At 71.7% G+C, this 23,545-nt stretch carries 31 protein-coding genes; 1 reads left to right on the top strand and 30 read right to left on the bottom strand.

Annotated features, from left to right (window positions below):
- Positions 1 to 77: 77 nt before the first annotated feature.
- The 30 genes from ACFRMQ_RS00155 to ACFRMQ_RS00010 all read right to left on the bottom strand — a co-directional run bounded on the left by ACFRMQ_RS00155 (position 78) and on the right by ACFRMQ_RS00010 (position 21,562).
- On the bottom strand, positions 78 to 602 hold the full coding sequence (locus tag ACFRMQ_RS00155; RefSeq protein WP_380725141.1) for a hypothetical protein: 525 nt from the start codon (positions 600 to 602) through the stop codon (positions 78 to 80).
- 237 nt (positions 603 to 839) lie between these two features.
- Positions 840 to 1,271: a hypothetical protein gene (locus tag ACFRMQ_RS00150; protein WP_380725139.1), complete on the bottom strand. Its 432-nt coding sequence runs from the start codon at positions 1,269 to 1,271 to the stop codon at positions 840 to 842.
- Positions 1,272 to 1,413: 142 nt separating this feature from the next.
- Positions 1,414 to 1,677, bottom strand: a complete 264-nt coding sequence (locus tag ACFRMQ_RS00145; protein WP_380725138.1) for a hypothetical protein — start codon at positions 1,675 to 1,677, stop codon at positions 1,414 to 1,416.
- Positions 1,678 to 1,745: 68 nt separating this feature from the next.
- Complete coding sequence (locus tag ACFRMQ_RS00140) at positions 1,746 to 2,201, bottom strand: hypothetical protein (protein ID WP_380725136.1); 456 nt, start codon at positions 2,199 to 2,201, stop codon at positions 1,746 to 1,748.
- 52 nt (positions 2,202 to 2,253) lie between these two features.
- Positions 2,254 to 2,997: a hypothetical protein gene (locus ACFRMQ_RS00135; protein ID WP_380725134.1), complete on the bottom strand. Its 744-nt coding sequence runs from the start codon at positions 2,995 to 2,997 to the stop codon at positions 2,254 to 2,256.
- A 141-nt stretch (positions 2,998 to 3,138) separates the two neighbouring features.
- A complete protein-coding gene (locus ACFRMQ_RS00130) occupies positions 3,139 to 3,681 on the bottom strand; it encodes a DUF262 domain-containing protein (RefSeq protein ID WP_380725132.1) in 543 nt (180 codons plus the stop codon).
- On the bottom strand, positions 3,678 to 3,878 hold the full coding sequence (locus ACFRMQ_RS00125) for a hypothetical protein (protein WP_380725130.1): 201 nt from the start codon (positions 3,876 to 3,878) through the stop codon (positions 3,678 to 3,680). Before ACFRMQ_RS00125 ends, ACFRMQ_RS00130 begins: the two co-directional genes overlap by 4 nt.
- A gap of 108 nt (positions 3,879 to 3,986) precedes the next feature.
- Positions 3,987 to 4,715 carry a hypothetical protein gene (locus ACFRMQ_RS00120; RefSeq protein ID WP_380725128.1) on the bottom strand — a complete coding sequence of 243 codons (729 nt, stop codon included), beginning with the start codon at positions 4,713 to 4,715 and terminating at the stop codon, positions 3,987 to 3,989.
- A gap of 613 nt (positions 4,716 to 5,328) precedes the next feature.
- Positions 5,329 to 5,688, bottom strand: a complete 360-nt coding sequence (locus ACFRMQ_RS00115) for a hypothetical protein (protein WP_380725126.1) — start codon at positions 5,686 to 5,688, stop codon at positions 5,329 to 5,331.
- 165 nt (positions 5,689 to 5,853) lie between these two features.
- Entirely contained in the window at positions 5,854 to 6,306 is a 453-nt protein-coding gene (locus ACFRMQ_RS00110; protein WP_380725124.1) for a DUF6248 family natural product biosynthesis protein, read from the bottom strand.
- Complete coding sequence (locus ACFRMQ_RS00105) at positions 6,303 to 7,040, bottom strand: hypothetical protein (protein WP_380725122.1); 738 nt, start codon at positions 7,038 to 7,040, stop codon at positions 6,303 to 6,305. The genes ACFRMQ_RS00110 and ACFRMQ_RS00105 overlap by 4 nt, the downstream gene beginning before the upstream one ends.
- 73 nt (positions 7,041 to 7,113) lie before the next feature.
- Positions 7,114 to 7,818, bottom strand: a complete 705-nt coding sequence (locus tag ACFRMQ_RS00100; protein ID WP_380725120.1) for a hypothetical protein — start codon at positions 7,816 to 7,818, stop codon at positions 7,114 to 7,116.
- 92 nt (positions 7,819 to 7,910) lie between these two features.
- Positions 7,911 to 9,146 (bottom strand): hypothetical protein, encoded by a 1,236-nt coding sequence (locus tag ACFRMQ_RS00095; RefSeq protein WP_380725118.1) that lies wholly within the window; start codon positions 9,144 to 9,146, stop codon positions 7,911 to 7,913.
- Positions 9,147 to 9,268: 122 nt separating this feature from the next.
- Positions 9,269 to 9,952, bottom strand: a complete 684-nt coding sequence (locus ACFRMQ_RS00090) for a hypothetical protein (RefSeq protein WP_380725116.1) — start codon at positions 9,950 to 9,952, stop codon at positions 9,269 to 9,271.
- Positions 9,953 to 10,149: 197 nt separating this feature from the next.
- Complete coding sequence (locus tag ACFRMQ_RS00085) at positions 10,150 to 10,464, bottom strand: DUF6354 family protein (protein WP_380725114.1); 315 nt, start codon at positions 10,462 to 10,464, stop codon at positions 10,150 to 10,152.
- A 223-nt stretch (positions 10,465 to 10,687) separates the two neighbouring features.
- Positions 10,688 to 11,293, bottom strand: coding sequence for a TetR/AcrR family transcriptional regulator (locus ACFRMQ_RS00080; RefSeq protein ID WP_380725112.1), 606 nt, complete (start codon positions 11,291 to 11,293; stop codon positions 10,688 to 10,690).
- Between the two features lie 124 nt (positions 11,294 to 11,417).
- Entirely contained in the window at positions 11,418 to 11,684 is a 267-nt protein-coding gene (locus ACFRMQ_RS00075) for a hypothetical protein (RefSeq protein WP_380725110.1), read from the bottom strand.
- A 369-nt stretch (positions 11,685 to 12,053) separates the two neighbouring features.
- The gene (locus ACFRMQ_RS00070; protein ID WP_380725108.1) at positions 12,054 to 12,569 is read right to left on the bottom strand and encodes a hypothetical protein; all 516 of its coding nucleotides are present in this window, start codon (positions 12,567 to 12,569) and stop codon (positions 12,054 to 12,056) included.
- Positions 12,570 to 12,606: 37 nt separating this feature from the next.
- Positions 12,607 to 12,915: a hypothetical protein gene (locus ACFRMQ_RS00065; RefSeq protein WP_380725106.1), complete on the bottom strand. Its 309-nt coding sequence runs from the start codon at positions 12,913 to 12,915 to the stop codon at positions 12,607 to 12,609.
- 144 nt (positions 12,916 to 13,059) lie between these two features.
- Positions 13,060 to 13,974 carry an N-6 DNA methylase gene (locus tag ACFRMQ_RS00060; protein WP_380725104.1) on the bottom strand — a complete coding sequence of 305 codons (915 nt, stop codon included), beginning with the start codon at positions 13,972 to 13,974 and terminating at the stop codon, positions 13,060 to 13,062.
- 63 nt (positions 13,975 to 14,037) lie between these two features.
- Entirely contained in the window at positions 14,038 to 14,886 is an 849-nt protein-coding gene (locus ACFRMQ_RS00055; protein WP_380725102.1) for a hypothetical protein, read from the bottom strand.
- Between the two features lie 2 nt (positions 14,887 to 14,888).
- Positions 14,889 to 15,164: a hypothetical protein gene (locus tag ACFRMQ_RS00050; RefSeq protein ID WP_380725100.1), complete on the bottom strand. Its 276-nt coding sequence runs from the start codon at positions 15,162 to 15,164 to the stop codon at positions 14,889 to 14,891.
- Positions 15,165 to 15,213: 49 nt separating this feature from the next.
- Positions 15,214 to 16,134 (bottom strand): hypothetical protein, encoded by a 921-nt coding sequence (locus ACFRMQ_RS00045; protein ID WP_380725098.1) that lies wholly within the window; start codon positions 16,132 to 16,134, stop codon positions 15,214 to 15,216.
- Positions 16,135 to 16,200: 66 nt separating this feature from the next.
- A complete protein-coding gene (locus ACFRMQ_RS00040) occupies positions 16,201 to 16,674 on the bottom strand; it encodes an ATP-binding protein (RefSeq protein ID WP_380725096.1) in 474 nt (157 codons plus the stop codon).
- A gap of 248 nt (positions 16,675 to 16,922) precedes the next feature.
- Positions 16,923 to 17,486, bottom strand: coding sequence for a hypothetical protein (locus ACFRMQ_RS00035; protein ID WP_380725094.1), 564 nt, complete (start codon positions 17,484 to 17,486; stop codon positions 16,923 to 16,925).
- Positions 17,487 to 17,893: 407 nt separating this feature from the next.
- Positions 17,894 to 19,369, bottom strand: coding sequence for a hypothetical protein (locus ACFRMQ_RS00030; protein ID WP_380725092.1), 1,476 nt, complete (start codon positions 19,367 to 19,369; stop codon positions 17,894 to 17,896).
- 80 nt (positions 19,370 to 19,449) lie between these two features.
- Positions 19,450 to 19,728, bottom strand: a complete 279-nt coding sequence (locus ACFRMQ_RS00025) for a hypothetical protein (protein WP_380725090.1) — start codon at positions 19,726 to 19,728, stop codon at positions 19,450 to 19,452.
- A gap of 75 nt (positions 19,729 to 19,803) precedes the next feature.
- Positions 19,804 to 20,001 carry a type II toxin-antitoxin system HicA family toxin gene (locus ACFRMQ_RS00020; RefSeq protein ID WP_380725088.1) on the bottom strand — a complete coding sequence of 66 codons (198 nt, stop codon included), beginning with the start codon at positions 19,999 to 20,001 and terminating at the stop codon, positions 19,804 to 19,806.
- A gap of 179 nt (positions 20,002 to 20,180) precedes the next feature.
- A complete protein-coding gene (locus ACFRMQ_RS00015; protein ID WP_380725086.1) occupies positions 20,181 to 21,224 on the bottom strand; it encodes a hypothetical protein in 1,044 nt (347 codons plus the stop codon).
- A gap of 38 nt (positions 21,225 to 21,262) precedes the next feature.
- Positions 21,263 to 21,562: a DUF3263 domain-containing protein gene (locus ACFRMQ_RS00010; RefSeq protein WP_380725084.1), complete on the bottom strand. Its 300-nt coding sequence runs from the start codon at positions 21,560 to 21,562 to the stop codon at positions 21,263 to 21,265.
- 315 nt (positions 21,563 to 21,877) lie between these two features.
- Between ACFRMQ_RS00010 and ACFRMQ_RS00005 the strand changes: the two genes are divergently transcribed.
- Positions 21,878 to 23,506 carry an ADP-ribosylglycohydrolase family protein gene (locus tag ACFRMQ_RS00005; protein WP_380725082.1) on the top strand — a complete coding sequence of 543 codons (1,629 nt, stop codon included), beginning with the start codon at positions 21,878 to 21,880 and terminating at the stop codon, positions 23,504 to 23,506.
- Positions 23,507 to 23,545: the final 39 nt, after the last annotated feature.

The raw sequence follows: 23,545 nt of genomic DNA, 5'->3' as shown, positions 1-23,545 counted from the left end.
GCGCTCCATCGTGAGAGCGCGGCGAGGCCGGCGGGTGAAGGCCACCGCGTCCGGTTCGAAGAGACCGCTGTCCTGCATCAGATGTTCCCGGCCGGGGTCGAGGCGGACGACCGGTCGACGGTGGTCAGCGCCGCACGGGTCGCGTGCAGCGCGTTCACGGCGCGGCGAAGCCTGATGTCGTGGAGGAGGAGGTCGGCGGTGCCATCCGAGCGGACCCGGAGCGTGTCCTCGCGGACGCGGTCGCTGCTGGGCTCCCCGTACTCATCCGGGTCCGCGCCGGCGAGCGACTCCGTCGGGCGGCCGTCCGTGGTGGCGAGTGCGGAGAACCAACCGGGCTGCGCCGCGTCGTCGAGCAGGACCTGGGCAGCGGCGACCGGCAGCCGGTCGGCCGTGATGACGACAGCAGCACTGGATTCCAGCCGGATGGTGATCCGGCCGCCTCCGGGGACCGGGGCGAGGAGCACGTCGGGGGTCGTGCCTGTTGCCGCACCGGGAAGGGCGCTGCGAAGGACGGCGATGGCTACGCGATCGGCTTCCCGAACGCTGTCCTCCCAGACGGTGTACAAGCCCGCCGAGGCGGAAGGGATGGGTCCGTCGGTCATCTTGGTGGTCTCCTTGGGTGGGTTCGGCGGATGCGGGTTGTGCCGTCTTCCAGCCCGGGGCGGTTGGGGGCGGCGCCCTGCGGGTCAACGGGCGTCGGCGGGCAGGCGCTGATCGACGCACCGCCGGCCGGGCCGGTGTTCTCGCGGGTCGGGCGGCTGGTGCCACGGCACACCCGGCGAAGAAGTGGAGTCAGGGCCCGGCGGTTCGTGGCGAACTGCCGGGCCTGCGAGCGGGGTCTATCCGGCCGGGGGCGTGAATTCCCGGACCTGGCGGCTGGTGCCTTCGGGGCCCCAGGGGGTGGCGTCGGCGATGACCCGGTGACTGCTCACGTTCCAGCAGCTGGAGGCGACCTGGGGGTACCCGGATGCGGCGGCTTCCAGCGCCAGCGTGGCCAGCTCGGAGGGCACGGCGGTGCAGACGTCGAAGGCCGGTCCGGAGACGGTCTCGCGTCCGACCTTGTACCGCAGATTGACCCTGTAGACGCGCACGGGCCGCCGGAACTCCGCCGTGTCCACGGACTCGAAGCGGAGGGTGGCACGCTGGACTTCGACATCGGGGTAGCGCTCGAGGAAGGCGGTCAGGGCGTCGCGGTTGACGAAGGTCTTCCACACGCCCCAGATGCGGACGGCATAGATCTCGGTCGGGGCCTTGGCGGTCTCGTGACTCATGGGTGTTCACATCCGGGGTCGGCAGCACGCGGTGCTGGATGGTGGTGGCGAGCGGATCGCTGGCGCGATAGGGCGGAAAGGGCGGGGCGGCCCTGCGGGTGATGGCGTGGCGCCTCGGGCGCGGTGGTGTGACTGGCGGGCTCTACCAGGTGTCGGGTTCGCAGCCCTCGACGTCGTCGATGAGTGTGGCGCCGGCGTCGTCGCTGACGTACTCGTCGTAGGCGCGCTGGATGGCCTCCCGGTGGTGGTCCACGTCGAGCTCGCACGCCCAGTGGGCACCGTCGTGCTCGGCGGCCTCTTCGACCAGGGCGGCGAAGGCGGCCTGGTCGCCGTCGTCGATCCGCTGGGAGCCGGTGATGGTCAGTGTGTTGTCGGAGTCCCAGCGGCCGAGCAGCACGATGGACATGGGGTTCCTTCCGGGGGCGTGGTGGCCGGGACGTCGGAGGCGTCCCGGCCGAGGGCCGGGCTGAGGGTTCAGATGTGGATGCGTTCGCCCTTGTTGTCGACCTCGACGAGCAGAACCCGGGGGCGGTCGGCGAGGTGTTCGACGTGGACGTAGGGAACGGGATGGCCGTTGGGGTCGGGACGGAGCCGGACCAGCACGCTGACGCCGTGGACCCGTAGTTCGTAGGTGTCGCTGGGCTGGCTGTCGTCGGGGGCGGCGTCGAACACGGTCACGCGGGCGTCGCGCACCCTGTGTGCGGTCGGCCTGGCGGGCCGGCGGGGCCTGGCGGGCATCGTGGAGGCGAACACCATGACGGCGGCGAGTGCGAGGGTGGCGACGAGCGCGCCCTGGCCGGGGGATCCGGTGTCGGCGAGCCAGACGAGGGCCAGGGCGGTGGCGGCGGCGGGTATGCCGCAGCGGACGGTCCAGCGGGGCCACGGGTTCGGCTGGGAGCGGGCGACGGTCCGGCGTACGGGGCGGTTCATGGGAGCACTCCAAGGTCGGTCGGTGGGCGAGCGGTGGTCTGCCGGGCTCAGATCAGGCGAGGACCTTCTCGGTGCCCGCCATCAGGTCGACCTCGACGCGCGTTCCGTCCGGGGCCTCGGTGGTGAAGATGTTGGCGACGCTGCCGCGCCGCCTCTGGGCGGCCCACGCCTTCTCGGCCGCGTGGCGGGCGCTGGTGGCGTCGATCTCCGTAACCCAGGTGACGGTGTACGTCTTCTTGGGCGGCCGGGGGATCTCGATCAACGTGATGGTGAACGGCTTGATGCTCGACTTCCCCTCGGCTTCCGCGAGTTCGACCAGCTCATCGGCGATGGTCCGGCCGAAGTCGATCGTCACGGTGGTGCCGTCGAGCAGCGTTGCGGTGAGGGTGTCGTCGTACGCCGGTCCGTCGTCGTACTCGTGGATGACGTCGACCGCGAGGCTGGCCACCGGGGACGGGAACGAGCGTTCCGTCAGGTCCTCGCGGATAGCGTCGATCAAGTCGATCAGTTCGGTGCTCAACTGGCTCCCCTTGGGCGGTGGCGGTCCGGCGGGCGCCGGATGGCCCCCGTTCGAGAAATAAGTTACAGCACTGACGTCTGTGTGGCAACCGTAAGTGCCGGCCTCCTCTTCCCGCGTCCTTCCTTGGCCGACGGCCGTTTGGCTGATCGGGGCGCCAGCCGCACGGGATCCCCGTTCGTGCAGCCGCTCGTGCAGGTCGGTCGCCATGATGGCCCGTCCGCGCTTGTGGGCCTTGGCGGCGTCGGCGACCAAGGTGTTGTCCTGGTCTTGGCGCATGCGCCGCAGCGCCTCGATCGCGCCGGGACCGCAGACTGGATGCGGGCGAGGGGCACGACGAACGCGGTCTCGGCGGTCGTATGCGTGCTTCGGCATCAGCTGCCTGCCCGGTGGTGTCCGTGTCGTTCCTGAACGGGGCGCTCAGGATGCGGCGATCCGCGCAGCGCGGTGGAGGTCGGCGGGCTGCTGGGCGGTGCCCGCGCCGTTGACCTGCAGGCCGGCGTGCCGGTCGAAGAGCAGGCGGCCTTTGGGGGTGAGCTCGCTGCGGTAGACGTACGGGCCGTCGGCTGTCTGGTGTGTCGAGGCGATGTGGTCGTCGGGCAGCCAGCTCGCGGGGATGGCGAGTTCGCCGTGCTGCCACAGCAGTGCGGTGGTGATCCGCTGCTTGCCGTCGACGCATGCCCACCAGTGCTCGTCGACGGTGTTGTTGGGGTTGCGGTCGGGGTGTGTGGATGTCCACGTCGGGTTGGTGCGGTCGGACAGGACGACCACGCCGGCGGAGACGCCCAGCAGCCAGCTCTTCACGAGCCCCAGCCGCTGCACCGGGGTCCACACGTGGCCGCGCTGGTAGGGCGGCGCGAGGTCGAGTTTCCCTTCATCCACCCGCTTCACCAGCTCGGACACGCTCTTGTACGTCGGGTGCAGGGAGCGGTACTCGAGAGGGCGGTCGGTCTGGAGGGTCACCGGTGGGTCCTGTTCTGGTCGGGTGAGTCCGGGGTCGGGTCGGTGGTCAGCAGCGCGTGGGCGCGGGCGTCGTCGGCGCTGTAGCCGCTGTCACAGCCAGGCCGGCAGTACGCGCCGGGCGGCGCGCCGCAGTCCTCGCACCGGTCGTCGAAGTGGCCGGGCTCGAAGGGGGCAGGGCGGCCGTTCGCCGGGTTCATGGTCGTGCTCCTGGTGCTCGTCTCGGGCGTGGTCGTGATGGCGCGCGGGGAGGGACGGTAGATGTCGGGGTGGTCCAGCGCTGTCCGGTCCCTGCGGCCGTGAAGTGATCAGGCGATGCGCCGGATGTGGGCGAAGGTGAGGGCGCCGGGCGCGTCGTGGTCGAAGCCGACTTCCCCGGTGTGGTGGGTGACCTGGTAGGTGCCGGGGGTGATGTCGACGATGTCGGCGCTCCAGGCGAGTGCGGCGACACTGCCGCCACGGGCAGTGAAGTCGTCGAGGTCGGCGATCGAGTACGCCCACAGGTCCGTGATGATGCCGGCGACGCGCTCCGCCCCAGCGAGCTGGTCTTCGCTTCCGTTCTCGTGGTAGCCCGCAGTGGCGATCACGTAGGTGTCGGGGCTGGTGCGATAGAGGCCGGGGCAGCTGTTGCCGACGGGGCCGAAGGCGCAGCCGGCGGCGGCCAGTGAGCGGATGGCGCGGTCCTGGCCAGCGGCGGTGTTGTAGTCGCCGATCGTCTCCCGGTCCCAGCCGTAGACGGCGCGAAGGTCGTCGGCGATGACGATCCTTCCCGAGGGGACATGGAGGATGGTCTCGGTGGTGATGCCGTCCGGGTAGGAACACGGGTTGGTGACCTCGACCGCGCGGGCGCCCACCTGCAGCTGAGAGCCCTCGTCGCAGACCACGCAGCTGTGCCGCACACCGAGGATGTGCTCCTGCCCCTCCATGCGCAGCACGGTCACCAGGGCGCCGTCCCGGACGAGGCCGAGATGGCCGTTGGGGTGCAGCGGGAGGTTCTGGAAGCTCGGCAGTTCCTGGGATCCCGTGTCGGTCGTCATTGAGGGGCTCTCCTTCGTCTGGTCGTGTCGGGCTGCGCTGCACCGGCGTGGGAGGTCACGGGCGAGGACGCGCGGTGGGGTGCCTTCGCTGCCGCCGTGCACGTGGACCTGCAGTTCCCGGTGCCCGGCGAGGACAAGGGGGTGTCCGCGTGAGGCCCGCGGCGCGGCCCCGGTGGATGCGGTGCCCTCCGTCGAGGTCGGCGATCCCGACGACGAGCACGCGCAGAGTGAGGTCGGGGCCAGCGGAGTGGGCAGTGCCGCGGCGGACGAGGCCGGCCGGCGGCCCGGTGGCGCCCAGTGCGTCGACGGGCGGGGGTGTCGGCTGAGGTCTCAGCGGTCGCGGTGACGTTCCACAAGACGGCGCCAGACGCGACAGCGCCGCACGGCTCGGCCTCGGGGCGCCCGCCAGGGGACTGCACCCTGGGGTGGCCGGCCGCTTCCGCTGACCCGGTCGAGGGTTCGGCGGATGCGATTGGGCGCGCGATGATCAGCGGTCGGCTCCATGGGCGGCGGCCGGACCCGTGATGTGATCAAGCGGCCCGAGACCGGGCCGGGCGAGGTTCACGGGTCCGGCCACCGGCGGGCCGCCCGGGTGGCTGTCGGCGTGCGGAGGTCAGCTTCCGGTGACGATCGCGAGTGCGTCCAGGGCACGGACGAGCAGAGCGGCCTGTGCACGGTCGAGGGAGTCGTCGAGTGGAATGGCGACGCCCGTCTGCACCGTGGCCGTCGACGTGCCGTCAAGGGAGGCGGAGAGCGCGGTGCGCAGCTGGGCCGCACCGTCGCTGCCCATCGCCGCGATGACGACCTGGAGCACACCCTCCAGCGACACTTCGTAGCGGAGGTCGTGGGTCGGTGCCGCCTCGATCACGGCGCCTTCGCGGAGCGCGGAGGCCAGCTCGGGCGTCGTCATCTCGACGTACTCCAGTTCCTCCAGCGGCACTCTGTACTCGATGTCGATTCCTTCGATGTCCACGGTGGATCCCTTTCGCGGTCGGAATGCGAGAAGCCGTCGAAGACGACGGTTGACGGGCCGTCTGGCCGGGGCCTGGCGCGTCGGCCGGGCCTGCGGGCCACGAGCCTGCCCACTTCGCGGGCTTCCGGGCGCCAACCCCCCCCATGTAGATATAAGTTACAGCATCTAATGCCGTAAGGCAATCTTTTTCGAGCTGGGCGAGCACTCGCACGGGCAGATCCACGAGCAGGCGCGCTGACCGGGGGCGGTGACCACCCGGGCGCGAACGTAGCCCCGGGCGTCGGTGATCGACTCCATGCCGGGCACGGGCCCGTTCCGGGTGGCGCAACTGTGGTGCCGGCCACCCACGCAGTTCGTGCAGACGCCCCGCTCGCAGTCGCACCAGCAGAAGTAGCCGTGTGGGTAGGAGTCGTCGATTTTCCGCAGGGACGCCGACCAGGCGTGGGCCCGGACCCAGGCGGCCTCCTCCGCACTCATGGGCGAGGGGGTCGCGGAAGGGATGGGTTCGCGGATGGCGAGGATGGCCGCGCCGTGCAGGCGCAACAGGGTGACCGGCCGCCCGGCAGCGAGCGGAAGCCTCGGGCCCCGGCGACGCGGCGTCAGTGCGGGATCGTTCACCTCGGATCACCGCTCTTCGCCCGTGTGCCGTCGGTAGACCCCGCGGCGGGGGAGACACCGCGCGGCTCCCGGGCGGTGTGCGGCGGCTCGACCAACGCGTCGCCGACGTCCTCCGGCCACCCGTCCGCCGGCACCAGCGCGGTGATCCGGTGCCCACCTGCGGTGGTGTGGTCGAGCGCAAGCGGGGTGTGCAGCAGGCCGTCCAGCACGGTCCTGGCCTCGTGATCGGTGGCAGCCCGCACGTGAAGCACAGCGGTGGCGACCACCTTGAACGCGAACTCCCTGCCGACCGGACCCGCGGCCGGGGCAACGGCCGGCCCGGTCCGCTCCACCAGGCGGTCCGTCCCGGCCTCGACGACCGGGCCGTGGAAGGCGCGCTCCGCGAAGTGGGCGTACCTGCGGGCGTTGAACGCCTCGAAGTCCAGGTCGTAGCCCCGCTCGCGCACCAGGAGCGCGAACCGCTCGTCGGTGCTCTCCGGGCGAAGCAGCTTACCCGGGGTCAGATCGGAGGTGGCCAGGACCGTTCCGGCATGATGCTCGACGATGGTCCCGCCGCCGGCGAAGTGATAGGTCAGGACGTGCAGCCACCCTGTCTCCAGGTAGAGGTGCCAGGCGTACCGCGAGGGCGTCTGCCCGAGCGCCAGGGTCCGGTCGGGACCGCCGATCTCGGCGGCGCTGATCGTCGCCCGTCCCTGCGGCCGGGCCTGGAGCGCGGCGAGCTGCTCCTTGTTCACTGTTCGGTCTCCATGCTGATTGGTCGTCCCGCCCCGGCCGGTGCCGGGGCGGAAGAGAGGGCGGGTCCTGCGGTTAGGTGGTGAGGTCGACGGCGACGAGGGCGCAGCGGGGGTCGAGCGCGGCGATGTAGTCGTTCGTCTCGCGGTGGAACCGGTCGGAGTCGGCGCTCGGGGGCAAATCGCCGATGTTGGCGGGGTCGGCGCTCCAGCAGCCGTCGAGGTCGAGGAAGGCGGCCAGTCCGTTGCCGGTGATGGCACGGTCCGCCGCGGTGGTGACCGCGTGCTGTTCGTCGGCGAGTGCGGCGACCGGGTCGATGTGGCGCCCGATCAGCCCCTCGGCGCGGGCGGTGGCCACCTGCGGCTGGGCAGCGTGGGCCTGGCGGGCGACGTGGAGCGGGAAGCTGGCCGGTGCGGCCAGATGGAGGGTGTGGAAGTGGGACATCGGCAGTGTGCCCGGTGCCGCAGCATCGATCTCCCGCCAGCGGCCGTGGGCGGCCCGGGCGCGGTCCGCCGCGCCTCTGCGCATCGCGGCGAGGTCAAGGTGCTGGAGCACGCCTCCGTCGGCACGGTCCAGCGGCCCCTGTGACCCGCGAAGGATCTCGCCGGACCTGTCCGCGCCGGGCCGCAGCGAGAAGTGACCGGCGAACCGGCCGCCGATGAGCCAGCGGGACCAGCGGGGCTGTTCCGCCGCCAGCCCCTCCAGGGCCTCGTCGGCGGCGCACCCGAGGTCTTCGACGGCGGTCGGTGAGAGGGCGACGACGACGAGAACGTGACCCATGCTTGCTCCTTAGAAGTTCGGTGCCGGGACGGCCGCCCGGCCGGGAGGGGCCGTGTCCCCCCGGCGGTACGCCGGGGGGACACGGCGGGTGGTCACTGGTCCGCTGCGGCGGTGGCCGGGGCGTCGGGCGAGGGCGTGAGCTTGAAGACGGGGCCGACGCGCAGCGGGAGGTGCCTGGGTCCGCGGATGGATCCCGCGACGATCTGCTCGGCGTGCCTGCAGAGCCGGGTCTTGGGGTCGTCGCCGTGGATGGCGCTGTTCCAGCACGCGTTGGGGCGGCGGTAGGGCGGCACCGGGAAGCGGTGGGTGTAGCGGGTGGGGTTCTTGGTGTCGGCCTCGGCGCGGTCGCGCTCGGCCGCTTCGCGGGAAGGACGGCGGTTGGGCCGCAGACGGATCACGCGAACGGTGTCACGCTGCGGGTCGCGCTTGCGGGCAGAGCCCCTGGACGGAGCGACGACGTCCTCGGTCTCGGTCCAGCCGTTACGGCCTTCGTGCTGAACGAGCTGCCAGGCGGTGTAGACCGACTGGGTCCAGTGGTACGGCGAGTCGGACGGCATCTCCTCAGGGAAGGGGTCGTCGAACGGGAGGAAGACCGTGTCGACGCGGCTGAGCGGGGCGTGGCCCATCGACCGGCGAACCTGGTCGCCGGCGGTCATGGCGCGGCCGGTGAGGGTCTCGGTGCCCAGGCGCGTCCCAGGTGCCAGCATCTCGAACCCCATGCTCCGGGTGCTGTAGTAGGTGAGCCAGATTCCCCGCCGGTCGGGCATCCTCGCCTGCTCCTCGTCGGCCGAGCGGTACATCCAGCTGACCGGCGGGGTGTGCTTCCAGTCGGCGGGCGACCAGATGCTCCAGGAAGCCGCGACGATCGGAACGTGGAGCGTGGGGGTCTCGTCGGGCAGCGGGACGACGCCGAACATCTCCCGGCTGGTCGCCGTGTAGGAGCCAAGGGCGGTGGCGAAGACCATGAACCCCACCGGGGAAGGCATGCGGTCGATGGAGAGCGGCTCCTCGGGCCGCTTCGCCCCGACGGCCACCGACAGCGCCGTCATGTCCTCGTCGGCGTAGTACAGGCGGGCGTCGTCGAGCCGCTGAGACTCCTGCAGTGCCAGGATCCGCGCGGCCGTCATCGGGCCGCTGCGCCCCGGCACGTACGGGGTGTGGCGCTCGTCCCAGGACGCGACCTTCGGGGCGAGGAACTGGTGGATCGGCCGCTGGCGGAAGTAGTCCCGCACCTGGGTGCGCCAGACGGGGAGCCGGAGCGGGTCGGAGGCCCTCCAGGCGTTGGCGCTGGAGAGGGAGGGAGTCGTGTCGGAGTTGGCGACGGACATGCGTCCTCACGATCGGTGGACTGCGGGCGGGATTCACGGCCGCGGGAGGTGTCACCGAGCGGCACAACAAATAATTTACAGCATCAATAAGAGTTGAGCAACCTGCCGCGTGCGGTGAGGGGTCAGGCGCCCGCGGCTGGCATAGGAACGACCGTCAGGAAGTGCTCTCCGCCCGAGCGTTGATACAGCGTCGCTTCCCACCCGCACGCGGCCAGGGCGACGAGGCACTCCTGTAGGCGGACGGGCGCCTCCCGCCTGGCCTGGTAGGAGTCCGGACCACGCCACTCGACACGGACCTCGCCCGCCTCCAGGCCGCCGACGACCCGGCAGCCGGACCGAACCCGGCGGCCCCGCCCGTCGACCGCGGAGGAGGGTATCCCGGCCGCCTCCAGGGCGAGGGAGACCGACCACTCCCTCCGCGCCAGTTCCCAGGGCGCCGGCGCGCCTGCGCTGCCGTTGAGCCGCCGGATCTCCATCACCCCGGCCCAGGCCTGTTCCACCTCTCGGACCCGGTCACCACCTGCGGCAGGTGCACCGAGGCCGTCGCCGGTTGCCGGACGGAAGCCCCGATCATCCGCAGGAGCGGCTGGCACCTCGGGCCCGGAGGCGAGCCGGGCCCGCAGGATGCGGCCGGCCGGTGTGAGGTACACAGCGCCGCGCCGGCCGTACACGATGGCCAGGCGGGAGCCGACCAAGGCATCCAGCACCGAGCGGATGCCCGCCACTTCACCGGTCGCTTCGTCGGCTGACAGAAGCGCCTGGCGCTGCGCCGTGGTGAGCGGCGGAACGGGGTCCTGTCGGGTCATGCGATCACGTTAGAGCGTGCCCAAGACGGCGCCCAAGCGACTCGGTCGCTGGTTGCCCCTGAACGTGCACCGAGTCGACTCCGCGGACGCGCGGTGGTGGCAGGTGGGGCTGGCAGGGGGCTGCGTGGTGGTCCCCGGCTGGGGCCGGGGGCCGGCGTCCGGCTGCCAGTTGGGCGGTGCTGCGCCTGCCGTGTGGGCTACTGTGCCGCCCTGCGGATGGCATGCAGGGCGGCGCGTGCGTAGTCGGCCGGGGTGGCGTCCGGCTGGTGGACGTCCGTGACCGCAGCCAGAACAGCGAGGTACTGCGGGTCGGCATCAGTCGCGTCCTCGATCAGCTCGAACGCCGAGGACCGCAGCCGGGCGATGCTGGCGTGGGTCTTGCGGCCGACCGGGCCTCCGAGGTCGTGTTCGACGGCGAGGTCGGCGCGTTCGGGGCCTACGGCGAGGACGCGCAGGCGCCGGTCGCGGGCCTTCATGTCGGGGGCCAGGTCGCGGTAGAGCTGGCCTGCCATGACGGGAATGCTACCCATGGTTGATCCTCTCGCGTTCTGGAGCGTTGCCCTGCGGGTTGCACCATAGGTGCTGGTCATTCATGCCGTCCGCCCGTTGCCGGCATGAGCATCCTCGCTGTGGCGGCTGGCGCGCTTGGGACATCGCGTCGGCTTGTGGCCTGCCCAACTGGCGGGAGCAGCCGTGTGGACCGCTCCCGCCTGCGGGGTTGGGGTTGCCGCCCGGTCAGGCAGCGAGCTGCGCAGGAGTTGCGAGCACCATGCCGACGATCCGGGTCGTGGACTGCGCGATCGCGCGGGTTGCCTTGCCCTGGGACCGGCTGGTGTCGCGACTGGCCGCGGAGAGCATCAGGACGAGGGGGAGAACGCGCTGCTGGATGAGGTCGTCGGCAGCCGACGGGTCGCGCTCCTTGGCCAGTGCGGCGAGCGCCGCGGTGACGGGCGCGCGGAACTGCCGGTCGATGGCGGTGAACCGCTGGTCTCCACGGGCCGCGCGCGAGTCGAGTGCGGCAAGGACGACACGGTGCTTGCGCCGGAGAGCGAAGAACTCCCCTGCGACGGCCTCCGCGGAAGCGGTGTCGGTGAAGGCGTGGGCGCGAGCGTCCTCGACGGCGCGCTGGCCCAGGGCCAGGAGCGCGGAGTCGATGTCGGGGAAGTACTGGTAGAACGTCGCCGGCGACGTGTTGGCCGCCTTGGCGACGTCAACCACCTTCGCGTCGCCGCAGCCCTTGTCCGCGAGGAGGCCGGTCAGGCAGGTCAGCAGATTCTCGCGGGTCAGCTTCGCGCGGTCGCCGAGCGTGCGTCCGTCAGTGGCGCGGATGGATCCGGTCATGGTCACTCCTGGGGTTGGCGGGGGCGGCTCGGTGGCGCGAAGGCCACGGCCGCCGGGCGGCGGGTTGTGATCTGAGCACAGGGTCGGCCGGGGAAGCTGTCTTCCCCGGCCGGTGGCGGCCGGACTACCCGATGGCGGGGGTGCCGGGCTCGTAGGCGGTGCACGCGGGGAAGACGGGCTGGATGTTGGCGCCGGGCCGGGTCCGGGACGCCTTGCGGGCGCAGTTGAGGGTCTGGCCCCGGGCGGACGCCCTGCGGTAGAGATGGGCGCAGCCGCCGCACGTGGCGTCTTCGGCCTGCGAGCCGAGCAGGGGCAGCTTCGTCGCGGGGTGGACGGCGCGCTCGAAGGCCATCCGGACGCTTCCGCGGCCGGGCGGACGGGTGATGGGCATGTCGGTCTCCGGTGGGTCCGCTGGGCGGCGGGCCTCAGGTGCTAGGGGTGACTGCGGCCCACAGGGCAGCGCAGGCGAATCGTGTGCAGCGGGCGGTGGGCTGTACCGCGTCGACGCTGATCAAGAGGTGGTCCTCGACCAGCGGCCGAGCCCCGTCACAGGCCGCCATGACGGTTCCATGCGCGAGGCCGTACCCGGTGACCGCCACGTGCTGCGTGACGGTCCGCCCGGACGACGTCGGCCGGGTCCGACTGGCCGGACCGGCGAGGATGCCGCCGGACCTGGTGAGAATGCGCCGGGCCGCAGCCCTGGCGCCGGGGGGCGCCGCCTCAGTGCGGTAAGCCGCCAGTTCCACCTGCGGGAAGGCGCTCACTGCGGGTCCTCGGGGGTAGCGGCGCGCCACCCGGGGGCGGCCACCAGGCAGCCTGGCGTGATGCTCTCGAACTGGCGGCTCCACGGCTGTCCGAGGGCGACATGGAGCCGGAGGGCGGCGTCCGGGTGGTTCGCGCTGCGGGCGAGCATGGCGGTGATCTGTGGGGTGGTGAACAGCGGCGAGAGCCGGTGGTTCTCCGACGGGACGTTGGCGGGGAAGTCGCCGAGCCTTGGGTGGTTCATCCGCAGCACCCCGGGTCCCTCCTCGCTCGCACCGCCCACGACGGCGAAGCCGGCCTGCGGCGCGGCGCGGCGCAGCGCCGCGTACAGGTCGTGGATCTCCCACTCATAGAGTTCGGCGTCCGTACCGTCGAGGCCGAGCGGAAGGCACCGGATGTCCGGGTTGTTCAGGTGCTCGGGGCAGAACCGCTCGTAGCCGTGGTCGGCCAGGGCCGCGAGAAGGGGTGCGACCTGGGCCGGAGGGCACGACGCGAATACGAGGCTCAAGGGCATGTCGCCGGACATGGTTCTCCGATCTCGGGAAGGCGCGTCAGCGCCGCGTCTTGGTCGGCGGCTGGGACTTCGTCAGGTTGGGCGCGCTCGCGGTGGGCTTGGTCGGTGCCGCGCTCGCTGCGGGGGCCGGAGCGGCGGGGGTGCCCACGGTCGAGGCGGACGGCGCGATGGTCCTGCTCGTCGAGCGTGCCGATGTGGTGGAGGCGGGGGCGGTCGCACGTACCAGGCAGGGGCGGGGGGCGTAGTCGGGGACGAAGTCGCCGCCGGGCATCGACACGGTCGGGCACGTGGGCGGCCCCGAGGGCTTGCTGGAACATCCGGTCAGGGCTATGGCACCGGCGGTCATGGCGGTCACGAGAACAGGAAGCTTGCGCATGGCGGATCCGATCTGAGAACGAAGGCGGGGAGAGCGGGAGTGGCTGCCTCCTCTCGCTTCAAGAAATAATTTACAGCACTTCTGAAATCTTGGCAACCCTGAAGCGGGCCGGCCTCACGGGTGGCCCGGCCGCCCGGTGGCCTCCCGGACCAGCACCAGGGCGGCGTCACGACGGGCGAAGGAAGCTGCGCGCTCCTCGGCGGCACGACCGAGACCGCTGTCGCGGGTGGCGAGAGCGTCCGCAGCCGCGATCAGGACGTCCGGCCCGAGCCTCCAGATCACACTGTTGGCGGCCAGGACCGCGGCTGCCAAAGGGTCGATCTCCGCACCGATCCAGCACTTCTTGGCAGGGTCCTCCCCTGCGGTGACCATGTGGCGGGCGATGGCGCGCCACATGGCGCCGCTGCCCGCGGCCGGCTCCCCGATGCTCCAGTCCGTCACGGTGCCAGCGACATCGAAGACCTCGGCCATGAAGTCGGTGACTCCCGCCGGGGTGTGGAACTCGCCGCGACTCTGCTTGTCCGCATGCCCTCGCAGCTGCTGGAGGAGACGGCCGAGCACGTCGCCGCTGACAGCCCGTTCGTGGTCGCTGGCGAGCTCCAGAAGGCCGGTGCGGATGCAGGTCTGAGCGGCCACGAGAGCACCGTGCTGCTGCCATGCCTGGGGGGCGTCGAGCCATGCCCGCAGGGGCCGGGCGCGATCGACAATGTCCGGCTGCTGCCACCACAGGCGCTGCCAGGCCCGGTCCAGCAGTTCAGTGACCGTAGCCGGGGAGAGGGCCGCGATCCGCCCGGCGAGCGCTGCGGCATCAGGATCGATGACAGGCAGGATCGCCAGGATGGCCGTGGTACCGATGGCGACTTCGATGCCGGCGCCGCCGTTGGTGGTGAGCCAGGCGTCGCGGACAGTGTCGGCGATCGTGCGTGCGTGGTCGGCGCCGTCCTCCGGCATGAGCATGCGCCGTGCGCGGGCGGACTGGAACAGAGGAAGGCGGGCGACCTCCGCAGGGGACAAGGCGAGGTTGGGCACAGGTACTCCAGGAACGGGCCCGGCCGGCGACGGCCGGCCGGACGGCGGGGATAGCTCGCAGGCCTACCGACCGGCGGCGGTTTCGAGTTCGGCCGGCGCCGCCGGCCGGGCGATACCGGGCCCGCCGAGGGCGACCACGGGGGTGGGGTTCTCCAGCCAGTGCCGGCCGATGGCTTCCAGGGCCCGGCGCGGGTTCTCCAGCCACCGCGGCCCGAGGGCCGCCAGCGCGGTGGCGGCGGCCTGTTCCTCCCTGCGGTGGAGGAACTCGCCCCGGAGGACGAGTTCGACCGGCGTGGCGCGCCGACCGGTAGCCGTGGACAGCACCCTGCGGAACTCCTTGCGCCAGCGCGTGACAGCGGCCGGCTGCTCCCTGGAAGTCATCAGGTAGTCGGCCTCGGCAAGGGTCTTGAGCTGGCGTGCGTAGAGGCGTGAGCCCGTTGCCGACAGGCGATCGACGACGTCCAGGGCGTCGGGCAGCACCTCGGCGAACGCTGCAAGGGCCCCGAGTTCCCCAGTCAGTTCCAGATCGGTGCGACCGCGCCCCGACCTCAACTCCAGCTTCTCCGTCGTCCGGCTGGTCGCACGGAGCTTTCCGTCGACCAGCTCGTGACCTGTCTCCTCGGTTTGCCGTGTCCAGATCGCGTGCCGGACCGGCGTCAGGCCGTGGTAGGCCGCGAGCTGGATCGCCAGCTCGCGGCGCTCGGGGGCGCGGTTGGAGGTGCCGGAGAACTCGAAGTGGGCGAAGCTGCCGGCCGCGCCGGTACGGATGAGACCGAGCTGCTCGACCTGCGGCCGGTGCCCGGCCGGCTGGGCACTGGAGAGGACAAGGTCCGTCCCCGGTTCGGCTGTGACAAGTTCGCCGTCGAGGATCACGGCGTCGACGACGTTCTCTTTCGGGTCGGTCGGATGCATGTCTACTCCCAGTTGTGCGGGGCGGGCCGGTACCGGCGCTCGAACTCGGCGGTCTCCTCCGCGGTGGCGTCGCGCCACCTGCGGCAGGCCCAGTCGAGGGTGTACGCGAAGGTCGACTCCGCCGCCTCCACGCAGCCGTCGCTCGACTCGTAGGTGATGCGGCCCGGGACCGCGGAGGTGATGCGGACGACGACGGTGCCGCCGTGGCCGATGTCCCAGGCGACAAGGTCTCCCGCCTTCCAGCGGGTGGCGGGATCCGGGCGGATGGTGTCAGGCATGGTGGGTTCCTGTCCGGTGTGGAGTGGTCGGCCGGGGTGGCTAGGTGGGTCAGCCGGCGATGGCGGCGTCGAGGGTGAGGACGGCGGCGAGGGCGGAGGAGTGGCCGAGGAGCCGGTCGCGGTGGGCGATCAGCTGCTCCTTCTCGCGGGCGGCGCGATCGGGTCCGTCACCCTCCTGGAGGGTGTCGCCGGTCCAGACCAGAACGTTGGGGCCGAGCTCCCACAGGATGGCGTTGGCAGCGGCGACGGCAGCGGACACATGGTCGATGTCGGTCAGTGCCCAGCGGTAGTCGCTGGGAGAGCGGCCGTTCTCGCGCAGCCTCTGGGCCATGAGGCGGACGAGGGCTCCGGTGCCTCCCGTCGGATCGGCGAACCACTGGCCGGGGGAGACGGAGTCGATGTCGAGAGTCATCAGGCGGCCGAGGAGCGCGGCCATGTCCGGGGGCGTCGGGAACTCGGCGAGGGCGCGCTGCTCGCCGGAGGAACGCATCAGCGTGACGACCCAGCCGAGCAGGTCGGTGTCGGTGCGCCAGTAGGGGTCGAGGCTTCCGACGAGGTCGAGGATCCCGGCCTTGAGAACGGCGTGGGTGACAGCACGGGCCGCGTGGGCGTTGCGCGTGATCTGCTCGTCGTCCTGCAGCCACTCGTGGAGCGGCCGGGCGCGGTTCACCAGGTCCGGACGCAGGATCCACCACCGCGTCCAGAACTTGCGGTAGACCTCGGCGAGGGCCTGGTCGTCGAGACCCATGAACCAGTCGGCGTAGCGGGGGGCGCTGTCGCCCTTGAAGGGGCACACGGCCAGGCTGGCGACGACGCCGATGGCCACCTCGATGCGGTTGCCGCCGTGCGCGCCGTGCCACGCCGAGGCGGCCGCTTCCGCGACGGCGTGCGCGGCTTCCTCGCGGTTGCCGAGCGCGGCGTAGTGGCGCCCACCGATGACCGGCTGAGGGAAGGAGGCGGAGAAAGTCATGGATGACCCTTCGTCGGGCAAACGGATTAGGTGTGAGGACCGGCGCGCGGCCCGGCTGGTGCGGACTCAGCTATCGACGGCGACGTGGCAGTGGATCTGCTTGCCGGTCGCGGTGAAGCGGATCCTGCGGTGGCTGCCGAGGCGGTCGATGAGGAGCAGGCCCCGGCCGCTCTCGGACAGGGATGCGATGTCCTCGGCCGGCTGCTTGTGCGCGGCGGTCGGCCCGGAGTTCGGGGCCGGGTCCGCCACGCTGAGGTGCACGAAGCCATCGCCCCGGATGACCCGGACGACGGCTGGCGCGTGGGGACCGAGGGCGTTGTGCACGTTCGTGAGGAGCTCGGTGACGAACAGCTCGACGGTCTCGATCGTGGCGGGCGGGACGTGCGGGGCCAGGTGCTCGCGCGCCGCCGCACGGACCCGGGCCAGGGCGGCCGGGACCACCTCCAGGTGGATCCGGAAGCCGAGTGCCTCCGTCACGAGGAACCAGCCAGGCTCGGGGGGCGTGGGACGGGCGGCGGTGGGGCTGCTCGGTGCGGACATGACGTACCCCCAGGAATCGGATCGTGCGGGTGTGAGCCGTCCCCCGGGTCTGCGCATCGGGAGAAGGGCAGTGCCAGCGACTGCCTACAAGAAATAAGTTACAGCATTAATCGTTGCTGTGCAATCAGTTCATGGCTTCATCAAGGCAAGCCGCATGGCGTGCGACCCGGCAGGCCAGGGGCTGCCGGGGTCACATCGCCGTTCGAGCGAGAGCGCGTTGCGGGCCGACTACGAGCGGCCGGACAAGGTCACGGACTGTCAGGAGTCGGCGGCGTGCGAGTGTCCCCGTTCCCGGGAAGTCCCGGATCGGATGTGCCAGGCTCGCGACGGTGCCGCAGACGCGGTCCGGCCGGCTGACGAATCAACTCCGCGATCATCCGGGCCGAGGCCGCAGGTACCGCGCGCTCGGCCGCTCGCGCCCCCTCGTCCAGCATCGTCACGAGCGGCGGCAGGTCCACGACGACGGGGCCGGCCACCGGGACATCCGGAGCCCCCGCAGCGTCGCGTGGAGCCCAGGGCAGGGCCCGCATCTGAGGGTCGAGGTCATAGAGAAGGGCCCGCTGGCCATGCTGCGCTAGGCCGGCCGACAGGTCGACGGTGGTTCGGGTCTTGTCCTGGCTGCCGCGGCGGATCCTGGGGAACAGCTCAGGTACGTCTGCGTTCCCCAGCACACCGATGGCAAGCCAGAACAGTTCACCGTTCCATCCGGTGGCTGCCTGCAGGCTCCTCATCGTGTGCTCGTCGAGGTCGCGGACGAGCTCGCCGAGGCGGGCGGTTGCCGAGTCTCCGGGTTCCAGCCCGAGGCGTTCCATGGTTCGGTGCAGACCAGTGCCGAGATGGCAGGCGACACGCCGTACAGCGGCTCGGCCGGGGCCGGGGCCGGGCAGCCTACGATCCGCTCGGGAAGGGCATCTTGTGCACCTGCGCGTGCGGCAACAGCGGCACGGGCGTCGCGAAGGGTGGTGCCGGGGTTCTCGCGCTGGTACCGCCGTACAGCGCGCTGCGCTGCACGGTTCTTCGGATCGGTCACTGTGTACGTCCTTGCCCGGCCGGCTGCCCACACACCACGGCCGAGGAGGAGGCCGACAAGTCGTACCGATCAGCACGTGCGAGTCTGAGACGTCTTCGGCCTCCCGGCGGTGTGGGCGCTGGGAGCGCGCGGGCGCGGCACGGTTGCCCCCGCCAGACTACCCGGCCGAAGCAACCGTGCGGGCTTGGGTCAGCGGGCCGTAGCGACTTCCCCGGTCCGATCCCGCATCGGGACTCCGCCGCGGCGGCCGAGGCCGTGGGCCAGGCGCAGGAGATCGGGAAGGTCGAGATCACCGTTGGTGCGCAGACGCATCGCGCCGACGCTGATCAGGTCCTCGATCAGCCCGTAGCCGTTGGCGTGCCGGGGGCCGACAGGGCCCCCTGGGGCCGGCGGCCGGCCGAGGAGGGTGCTCCGGCTCCACAGGTCGAGCGCCTGGTCGGGCGGGATCGGCACCTGCAGACCCGAGAGCGGGTTCAGGGCGTCGGCGATCCAGGGAGCGGAGCGGGCGAGCTCCTTGGCCCGTTCACGGGTGCCCGTCAGCATGCCGATGCGGGCGGCGGCGTGGTGGACTGCCCTGTCGTGGGCAGGGTGGGAGTCCGCGGTGAAGTCGACCGCGCCGAGGAGGGCGGCCAGGAACGAGCGCGGCGACACACGGCCGGCGGCGTCCTGGAGGTAGCTCGGCAGCCAGCTGTAGAAGGTTCCGCGGCGCGGGGTCCCGTCGATGTGGGGGTCGATCAGAAGGCTGAGGAGGTGCCTCTGGGTGTCCGGGTCCGAGCGCAGATCGTTGGGGGTATCGAACGAGCCGTCCTCCTCCAGCTGCCAGCCGGCGTGCAGCGAGCGGAAAGCCGCGGCCTCGGGCCCGGGGTGGTTGCCCAGGAGCTGGAAGAGGAGGCCGTACAGGGCGACCCAGCGGTCGGCGGAGTAGCTGCCGCGCACCCAGGACAGGTCGGCCTTGTGATGCCGCCACCTGCCGTCCGCCCGGCCGACCCGCAGCCCGACGAGAACGTCCGGGCGGACGAACAACTTGATGCGCGGCCTGCTGGTGCTGGGGAAGAGGGCCGAGGCTTCGGCGAGGGCGGTGGACAGGTCGAGGACCGCCTGGACGTGGCGTTCAACCGTGGCGCGGTCGGAGTGCAGCATCTCCAGGCCGTCGAAGAGGACCAGGACGCCGCTGTCCTCCGCAGCGCAACGGGCCGCGTACCGGTCGAGGGCGTCAGGGGTGCTGGCAACCCAGGCGCAGCGCTCGGCCCAGGTCGCGAGGGAGGACATCTCGATGTCGCCACTGACCGTCAGCAGGACCGCAGTCCACAACTGGAGGGGCTGGATGCCCGCGGCGGTGAGGTTGGCCACCGTGACGGGGTCGATCGCGCTCTCGTCGCAGCCGGGGGCGAAGCCGGTCACAACGCGGGCCTGAGCCAGCCGCGGCAGCCGGCAAGCACGTGCAGCGGGCCCCCGCAGGGCGGGGTCGACGAGCACGCGCCTCAGGACCGATTTGCCCTCACCGACGGCGCCGGTCACCACGAACATGTCCGAGAGGAGTGCGCTGCGGACGTTCCCCGTGATGTACAGGCGGGACGTCGGTGACGGGTGTGTGGTGCCGGCCAGCGCGCCGGTCAGGGCCTCCTTCAGGAGTGTCCGTGCCTGCGGTGCCGGAAGGCCGTTCATCTGGAGTCCTCTTTCGTCGTGGATAAGTCGGGTCGGGCGGGGCGGGGCGCACTTGGGCGCGCGGGTGGGAGAGGGTCGCGCTACTCCGTGATCGTGGCGCCGATGGGGGTGGCCTCCGGGTGTCCGACCTGGGACATGAGGTCCCGGCAGATCTGGACGGCGAGGGAGGTCGCCGCGACGAGGTCCTCGGCCTCGACGCTGAGCACGAGCGCCAGGCGGCCGCTCTCGGTGGTGGTGGGCGTCCCGGCGTGCGGCTGAAGCAGCTCGAACAGGGCATCGTGGAGCTCGTCGTCGTGGGCGCCGAGGTCGAACTCGATCTGGGCGCTCCAGCCGCGGGTGGCCGGCGTGCGGGCGATCACTTTTTGAAACCTCCTGGGCGGATGGGATGGTGCAGGGGGCTGGGCCCGCCGGTTGTCCGGCGGGCCGTTGGGGTGTCAGCGCTTCCAGACGAACCCAGCGCGCCGAAGCGGCGCGACGGCGTTCTTCAGGGCACGAGGGTCGGACGGCGTCGACGCGATTGTCGCAAGCCGCCGTCCGTCCTTTCGCACGATGAGATGGTTCTTGGCGGACCGTTCGACGTCGAAACCCTGCTTCACCAGCGCCCGCTCCAGATCGCGCACTTCCTTGTTCACTCGATGCCCCTCACTGGCTTGGCGGGCGCCCCTCGCCCTGACAAGTAATAATTTACAGCACATGGGCTAGTTGGGCAAGGGTCTGTGGGTGTGAGTTCGGCTGCCCCGTTCTGGGTCGGCGGCGCGGCTACAGCTGGACCGAGGCGGGACGGGGCTGTTGGCGGCCGGGTGAGGCGGTGCTAGTCGTCGTTCGCCGGCCCGGCATCCAGGATCTTCATCCAGGCGTCGTGGGCTGCCGCCGGCAGGACGATCGAGGCCGTGCCAGAGCGCCGGCCGAAGCAGACCGGGCAGGTGGGCATGTTCTCCGTCTGTGCCAAGGCGAGCTCCACCGGCCGGCTCAGCACGGCGTCACAGAGGGCAGGTACTTCCTGAGCCTCTTCCCAGCGGGCACCGACGGCGAGATGGACCTGCGCATCGCCGCGGGCGCGACCGGCGCTCACCACATCGGCAGGACTGGGGTTGGAATCCGACCCGAGCGGCCGCGGGAAGAGGCGGACGAACTGCTCCAGAGCCTCCAGCGCGAGGATGTCGGGCGCGCTGGTTGTGCCAGCTGCGGGCGCCACCAGATCGGCACTTGCGACCGTGCTCGTCTGGTGGCCGGGGGCTCCCGGGGCGGCGTCGCCCAGGCGTTCCGCCAGCCACTCGTTGACGGCCTGCGGGACTCCGTCGTCGGGGCTGGCGATGTAGAAGTCGAGAACACCGAGCAGCCGTCCCAGAGGGTGGCCGACCTCGAACGCCCGGTACCGCGGCCGGCCCTGGTCGTCGAGCGCGTACGCCCGGCGCTCGTGGACGGTGTACGTCGTGAAGGAGTTGACGACGAGCCGGTCGCGCGCCGAACTGAGCACGGGGCAGGCGGCGATGGCGAATGCGGCGCAGGGCTGGTGCATTGCGGGCTCGACAAAGACGGGCGGGCCCCCGGCGGCGATGAAAACCGGCGGCTCGTCACCCTCCTTCAACTCCCGCCCGCACAGGCCGCACCTCTCCTCCAGGAGCAGCCGGCGCTGCTCGTCCGGGCACTGGTCGCCGAACGCCGCCACCCCCTGGCCCGGGACGCAGTCGCAGGTCAGGTGGTCGCCGAGGCTTTCGGTGTGGTGCAGCCGCAGAGAAGGCTCGGCTCCGGGTGCCTTCCAGGGGGTGTTCGCCGGCACCGGGAGGCCGGCGCGGGTGCGGGGCCGGGCGGCGAGTGCCGGCGGCATCGGAACGGAACGCCAGTCGATGGACATGGGTCTCCTTCTTCGCTGGGATGGGCGGCGGCTGTTCGTCAGGCGCCGTGGGAGCTCTGCCGTGCGGCTCGGGCGCCTTCACGGACGGCCCGGAGCCGGTTGACCATCACGGGGTACTGCGCGAGCGCCGGCTCCGCGTCCAGGAGACGGTTGAGCAGCTGGTAGTAGCGCGTGGGCGCAATGCCGAGCTCCTGCCGGATCGCGGACTCCTTGACGCCGCTTGGGACGGGCGGGTGGGCGGCCCAGTGGCGGTACTCGAACGCCAGGACGGCGCTCTCCTGGTCCGAGAGCTGCGCCATTCCGCTGGGCTCGCTCGGTGAGGCGCTGGAGATGGGCAAGGTTGTCCTCCAGAGGCTTCGTGCTGTGGGGCTCGGTGGCAGGTCGGTCCGCTGGTCACGGGCAAGCGGCATGCCTGTCTGTCGAGGGGTACGTGCGCGCATCACTCGCTGCCCGCAACTGGCGGACCGAAGCCGCACGAGATGCATAATTTACAGCATTATATTGACCATGGCAACCTTTATTCGTCATCTTGACGATAAGGCGAAGGCTGTGTCAGCATGGTGCAGCCGAGCCACCCGGGGTGTGCGGAAGCGCCCGTCCGGCGCCCCGCCCCGAGGCTCAACTCCCCACCCACACAGCCACGCTGAACGAGCGTGGCCACCCACCACACCGGAGGCACCATGTCCAACCCTGCCCTCGACCAGGCCCGGCGCCGCACCCCGGTCTCGCTCAGCGAGGTGGCCACCGCCCGCGCCGCCGGCGTCCTGATCGGCGCCGCCGTCGGAGACAGCCTCGGCGTGCCCTACGAGTTCGGCAGCACGGAGCTCCTCCCGGGACAGCGGCCCGCCATGATTGGCGGTGGCCTCGGCCCCTACGCACCCGGGGAGTACTCGGACGACACGCAGATGCACGTCTGCGTCGCCAAGGTCGCCGCCACCGGCGCGGACCTCCGTACCCCGGAGGCCCTGGACGCTATCGCGCTCAACTTCCTCGACTGGATCCGCAACGGCGCGAGCGACCGGGGCATGCAGACCAGCGCGGTCCTCTCCGCCACCGCCCGCTCCACCGGCGCGCCCGGCACCGCCATGACCAGTGCCGCCGCCGGGTACGCCCGCCGCAACCCCCGCTCCGCCGGGAACGGCAGTCTCATGCGGACCGGCATCGTCGCCCTCGCCCATCTCGGCGACGTCCACGCGCTGGCCGAGGCGGCACGCGCGGTCAGCTCCCTCACCCACGCCGACCCGCTGGCCGGTGACGCATGCGTCCTGTGGTGCTCGGGCATCCGCACCGCCGTGCTGAAGGGCTCCTTCGACGGTGTCCGGGAAGGCCTCGCGCTTCTGCCCGGGGAACGCCGCGATCAGTGGGCGGCGTGGCTGGACGAGGCTGAGAGCAACCCGCCTCGGCGCTTCAACCCGAACGGCTTCGTGGTGTCGGCCCTCCAGGCCGCCTGGTCCGCCATCATCCGTACCCCGATCCCCGAGCACCGCCCCGAGCGCGGATCGTTCCGCAGCCAGCACTTCACCCACGCCCTGGAGGCGGCCGTCCACGCGGGCAACGACACCGACACCGTCGCCGCCATCGCGGGCATGCTCCTCGGCGCGCGCTGGGGCATCGGTGCGATCCCGCTCCGCTGGCAGCAGTCCGTCCACGGATGGCCGGGCCTCCAGGGCCCCGACCTGATGCGCCTGGCCGTCCTCACCGCCCGGCAGGGGCGCGACGAGTACAACGGCTGGCCCTCCGTCTCCCGCATCCCCTCCACGTACAAGTCCGGCCCGGCCTACCGCGCCGTCCACCCGCACGACAGCGGGGTGCTCCTCGGCAACCTCCCGCTCACCGAAACTCCCCAGGCCGCACCCGTGGACGCCGTTGTGTCCCTCTGCCGCGTGGGCACCGACCCCATCCTGGCCGGACGCACCGTCGAACACGTCCAGGTCTGGCTTGTGGACCTTCCGGGCGCCAACACCGACCCCGATTTCGTCCTCGACCAGGCCGCCCGTGAGGTCCTGCGCCTGCGCAGGGAGGGCAAGCGGGTCTTGATCCACTGCGTCGCGGGCCGCAGCCGTACGGCCGCAGTCGCTGCCCGCTACAGCTCGCTGCGCACGGGTACCCGGCCGATGAGGGCTCTGCAGGCCGTCCACCGCGCCCTCGGCGGCCACTGGCGTCTGCCGCACAACCCCGACATCTACCAGGCGGTCTTCCGCCTGGCGGGCGGCCAGCCGCAGCCGTGGCCCGGTCACCGGGATGCCCCCCGGCGCGATTGGAACTCGCCTCTCAACTGGTAGTGGTCCGGGAACAGCGAGCGGCGGTGGCCGCCCCCATTC

Origin of the sequence: Kitasatospora sp. NPDC056783, assembly GCF_042789895.1 — a bacterium.
In the GTDB taxonomy this organism is placed as follows: domain Bacteria; phylum Actinomycetota; class Actinomycetes; order Streptomycetales; family Streptomycetaceae; genus Kitasatospora.
The sequence above is the reverse complement of the archived record's forward strand: the minus strand, read 5'-3'. Positions and strand labels throughout refer to the sequence as shown.

What these genes read in the sequence shown, in the direction of transcription:
- ACFRMQ_RS00065 (WP_380725106.1), bottom strand. Translation starts at nt 12,915, where the DNA reads ATGACCGCCGGTGCCATAGCCCTGACCGGATGTTCCAGCAAGCCCTCG.
- ACFRMQ_RS00050 (WP_380725100.1), bottom strand. Translation starts at nt 15,164, where the DNA reads ATGCCTGACACCATCCGCCCGGATCCCGCCACCCGCTGGAAGGCGGGA.
- ACFRMQ_RS00145 (WP_380725138.1), bottom strand. Translation starts at nt 1,677, where the DNA reads ATGTCCATCGTGCTGCTCGGCCGCTGGGACTCCGACAACACACTGACC.
- ACFRMQ_RS00040 (WP_380725096.1), bottom strand. Translation starts at nt 16,674, where the DNA reads ATGTCCGCACCGAGCAGCCCCACCGCCGCCCGTCCCACGCCCCCCGAG.
- ACFRMQ_RS00120 (WP_380725128.1), bottom strand. Translation starts at nt 4,715, where the DNA reads ATGACGACCGACACGGGATCCCAGGAACTGCCGAGCTTCCAGAACCTC.
- ACFRMQ_RS00135 (WP_380725134.1), bottom strand. Translation starts at nt 2,997, where the DNA reads ATGCGCCAAGACCAGGACAACACCTTGGTCGCCGACGCCGCCAAGGCC.
- ACFRMQ_RS00035 (WP_380725094.1), bottom strand. Translation starts at nt 17,486, where the DNA reads ATGGAACGCCTCGGGCTGGAACCCGGAGACTCGGCAACCGCCCGCCTC.
- ACFRMQ_RS00090 (WP_380725116.1), bottom strand. Translation starts at nt 9,952, where the DNA reads ATGACCCGACAGGACCCCGTTCCGCCGCTCACCACGGCGCAGCGCCAG.
- ACFRMQ_RS00085 (WP_380725114.1), bottom strand. Translation starts at nt 10,464, where the DNA reads ATGGCAGGCCAGCTCTACCGCGACCTGGCCCCCGACATGAAGGCCCGC.
- ACFRMQ_RS00125 (WP_380725130.1), bottom strand. Translation starts at nt 3,878, where the DNA reads ATGAACCCGGCGAACGGCCGCCCTGCCCCCTTCGAGCCCGGCCACTTC.
- ACFRMQ_RS00095 (WP_380725118.1), bottom strand. Translation starts at nt 9,146, where the DNA reads ATGTCCGTCGCCAACTCCGACACGACTCCCTCCCTCTCCAGCGCCAAC.
- ACFRMQ_RS00030 (WP_380725092.1), bottom strand. Translation starts at nt 19,369, where the DNA reads ATGAACGGCCTTCCGGCACCGCAGGCACGGACACTCCTGAAGGAGGCC.
- ACFRMQ_RS00150 (WP_380725139.1), bottom strand. Translation starts at nt 1,271, where the DNA reads ATGAGTCACGAGACCGCCAAGGCCCCGACCGAGATCTATGCCGTCCGC.
- ACFRMQ_RS00140 (WP_380725136.1), bottom strand. Translation starts at nt 2,201, where the DNA reads ATGAACCGCCCCGTACGCCGGACCGTCGCCCGCTCCCAGCCGAACCCG.
- ACFRMQ_RS00100 (WP_380725120.1), bottom strand. Translation starts at nt 7,818, where the DNA reads ATGGGTCACGTTCTCGTCGTCGTCGCCCTCTCACCGACCGCCGTCGAA.
- ACFRMQ_RS00075 (WP_380725110.1), bottom strand. Translation starts at nt 11,684, where the DNA reads ATGCCCATCACCCGTCCGCCCGGCCGCGGAAGCGTCCGGATGGCCTTC.
- ACFRMQ_RS00055 (WP_380725102.1), bottom strand. Translation starts at nt 14,886, where the DNA reads ATGCATCCGACCGACCCGAAAGAGAACGTCGTCGACGCCGTGATCCTC.
- ACFRMQ_RS00015 (WP_380725086.1), bottom strand. Translation starts at nt 21,224, where the DNA reads ATGTCCATCGACTGGCGTTCCGTTCCGATGCCGCCGGCACTCGCCGCC.
- ACFRMQ_RS00070 (WP_380725108.1), bottom strand. Translation starts at nt 12,569, where the DNA reads ATGCCCTTGAGCCTCGTATTCGCGTCGTGCCCTCCGGCCCAGGTCGCA.
- ACFRMQ_RS00045 (WP_380725098.1), bottom strand. Translation starts at nt 16,134, where the DNA reads ATGACTTTCTCCGCCTCCTTCCCTCAGCCGGTCATCGGTGGGCGCCAC.
- ACFRMQ_RS00080 (WP_380725112.1), bottom strand. Translation starts at nt 11,293, where the DNA reads ATGACCGGATCCATCCGCGCCACTGACGGACGCACGCTCGGCGACCGC.
- ACFRMQ_RS00155 (WP_380725141.1), bottom strand. Translation starts at nt 602, where the DNA reads ATGACCGACGGACCCATCCCTTCCGCCTCGGCGGGCTTGTACACCGTC.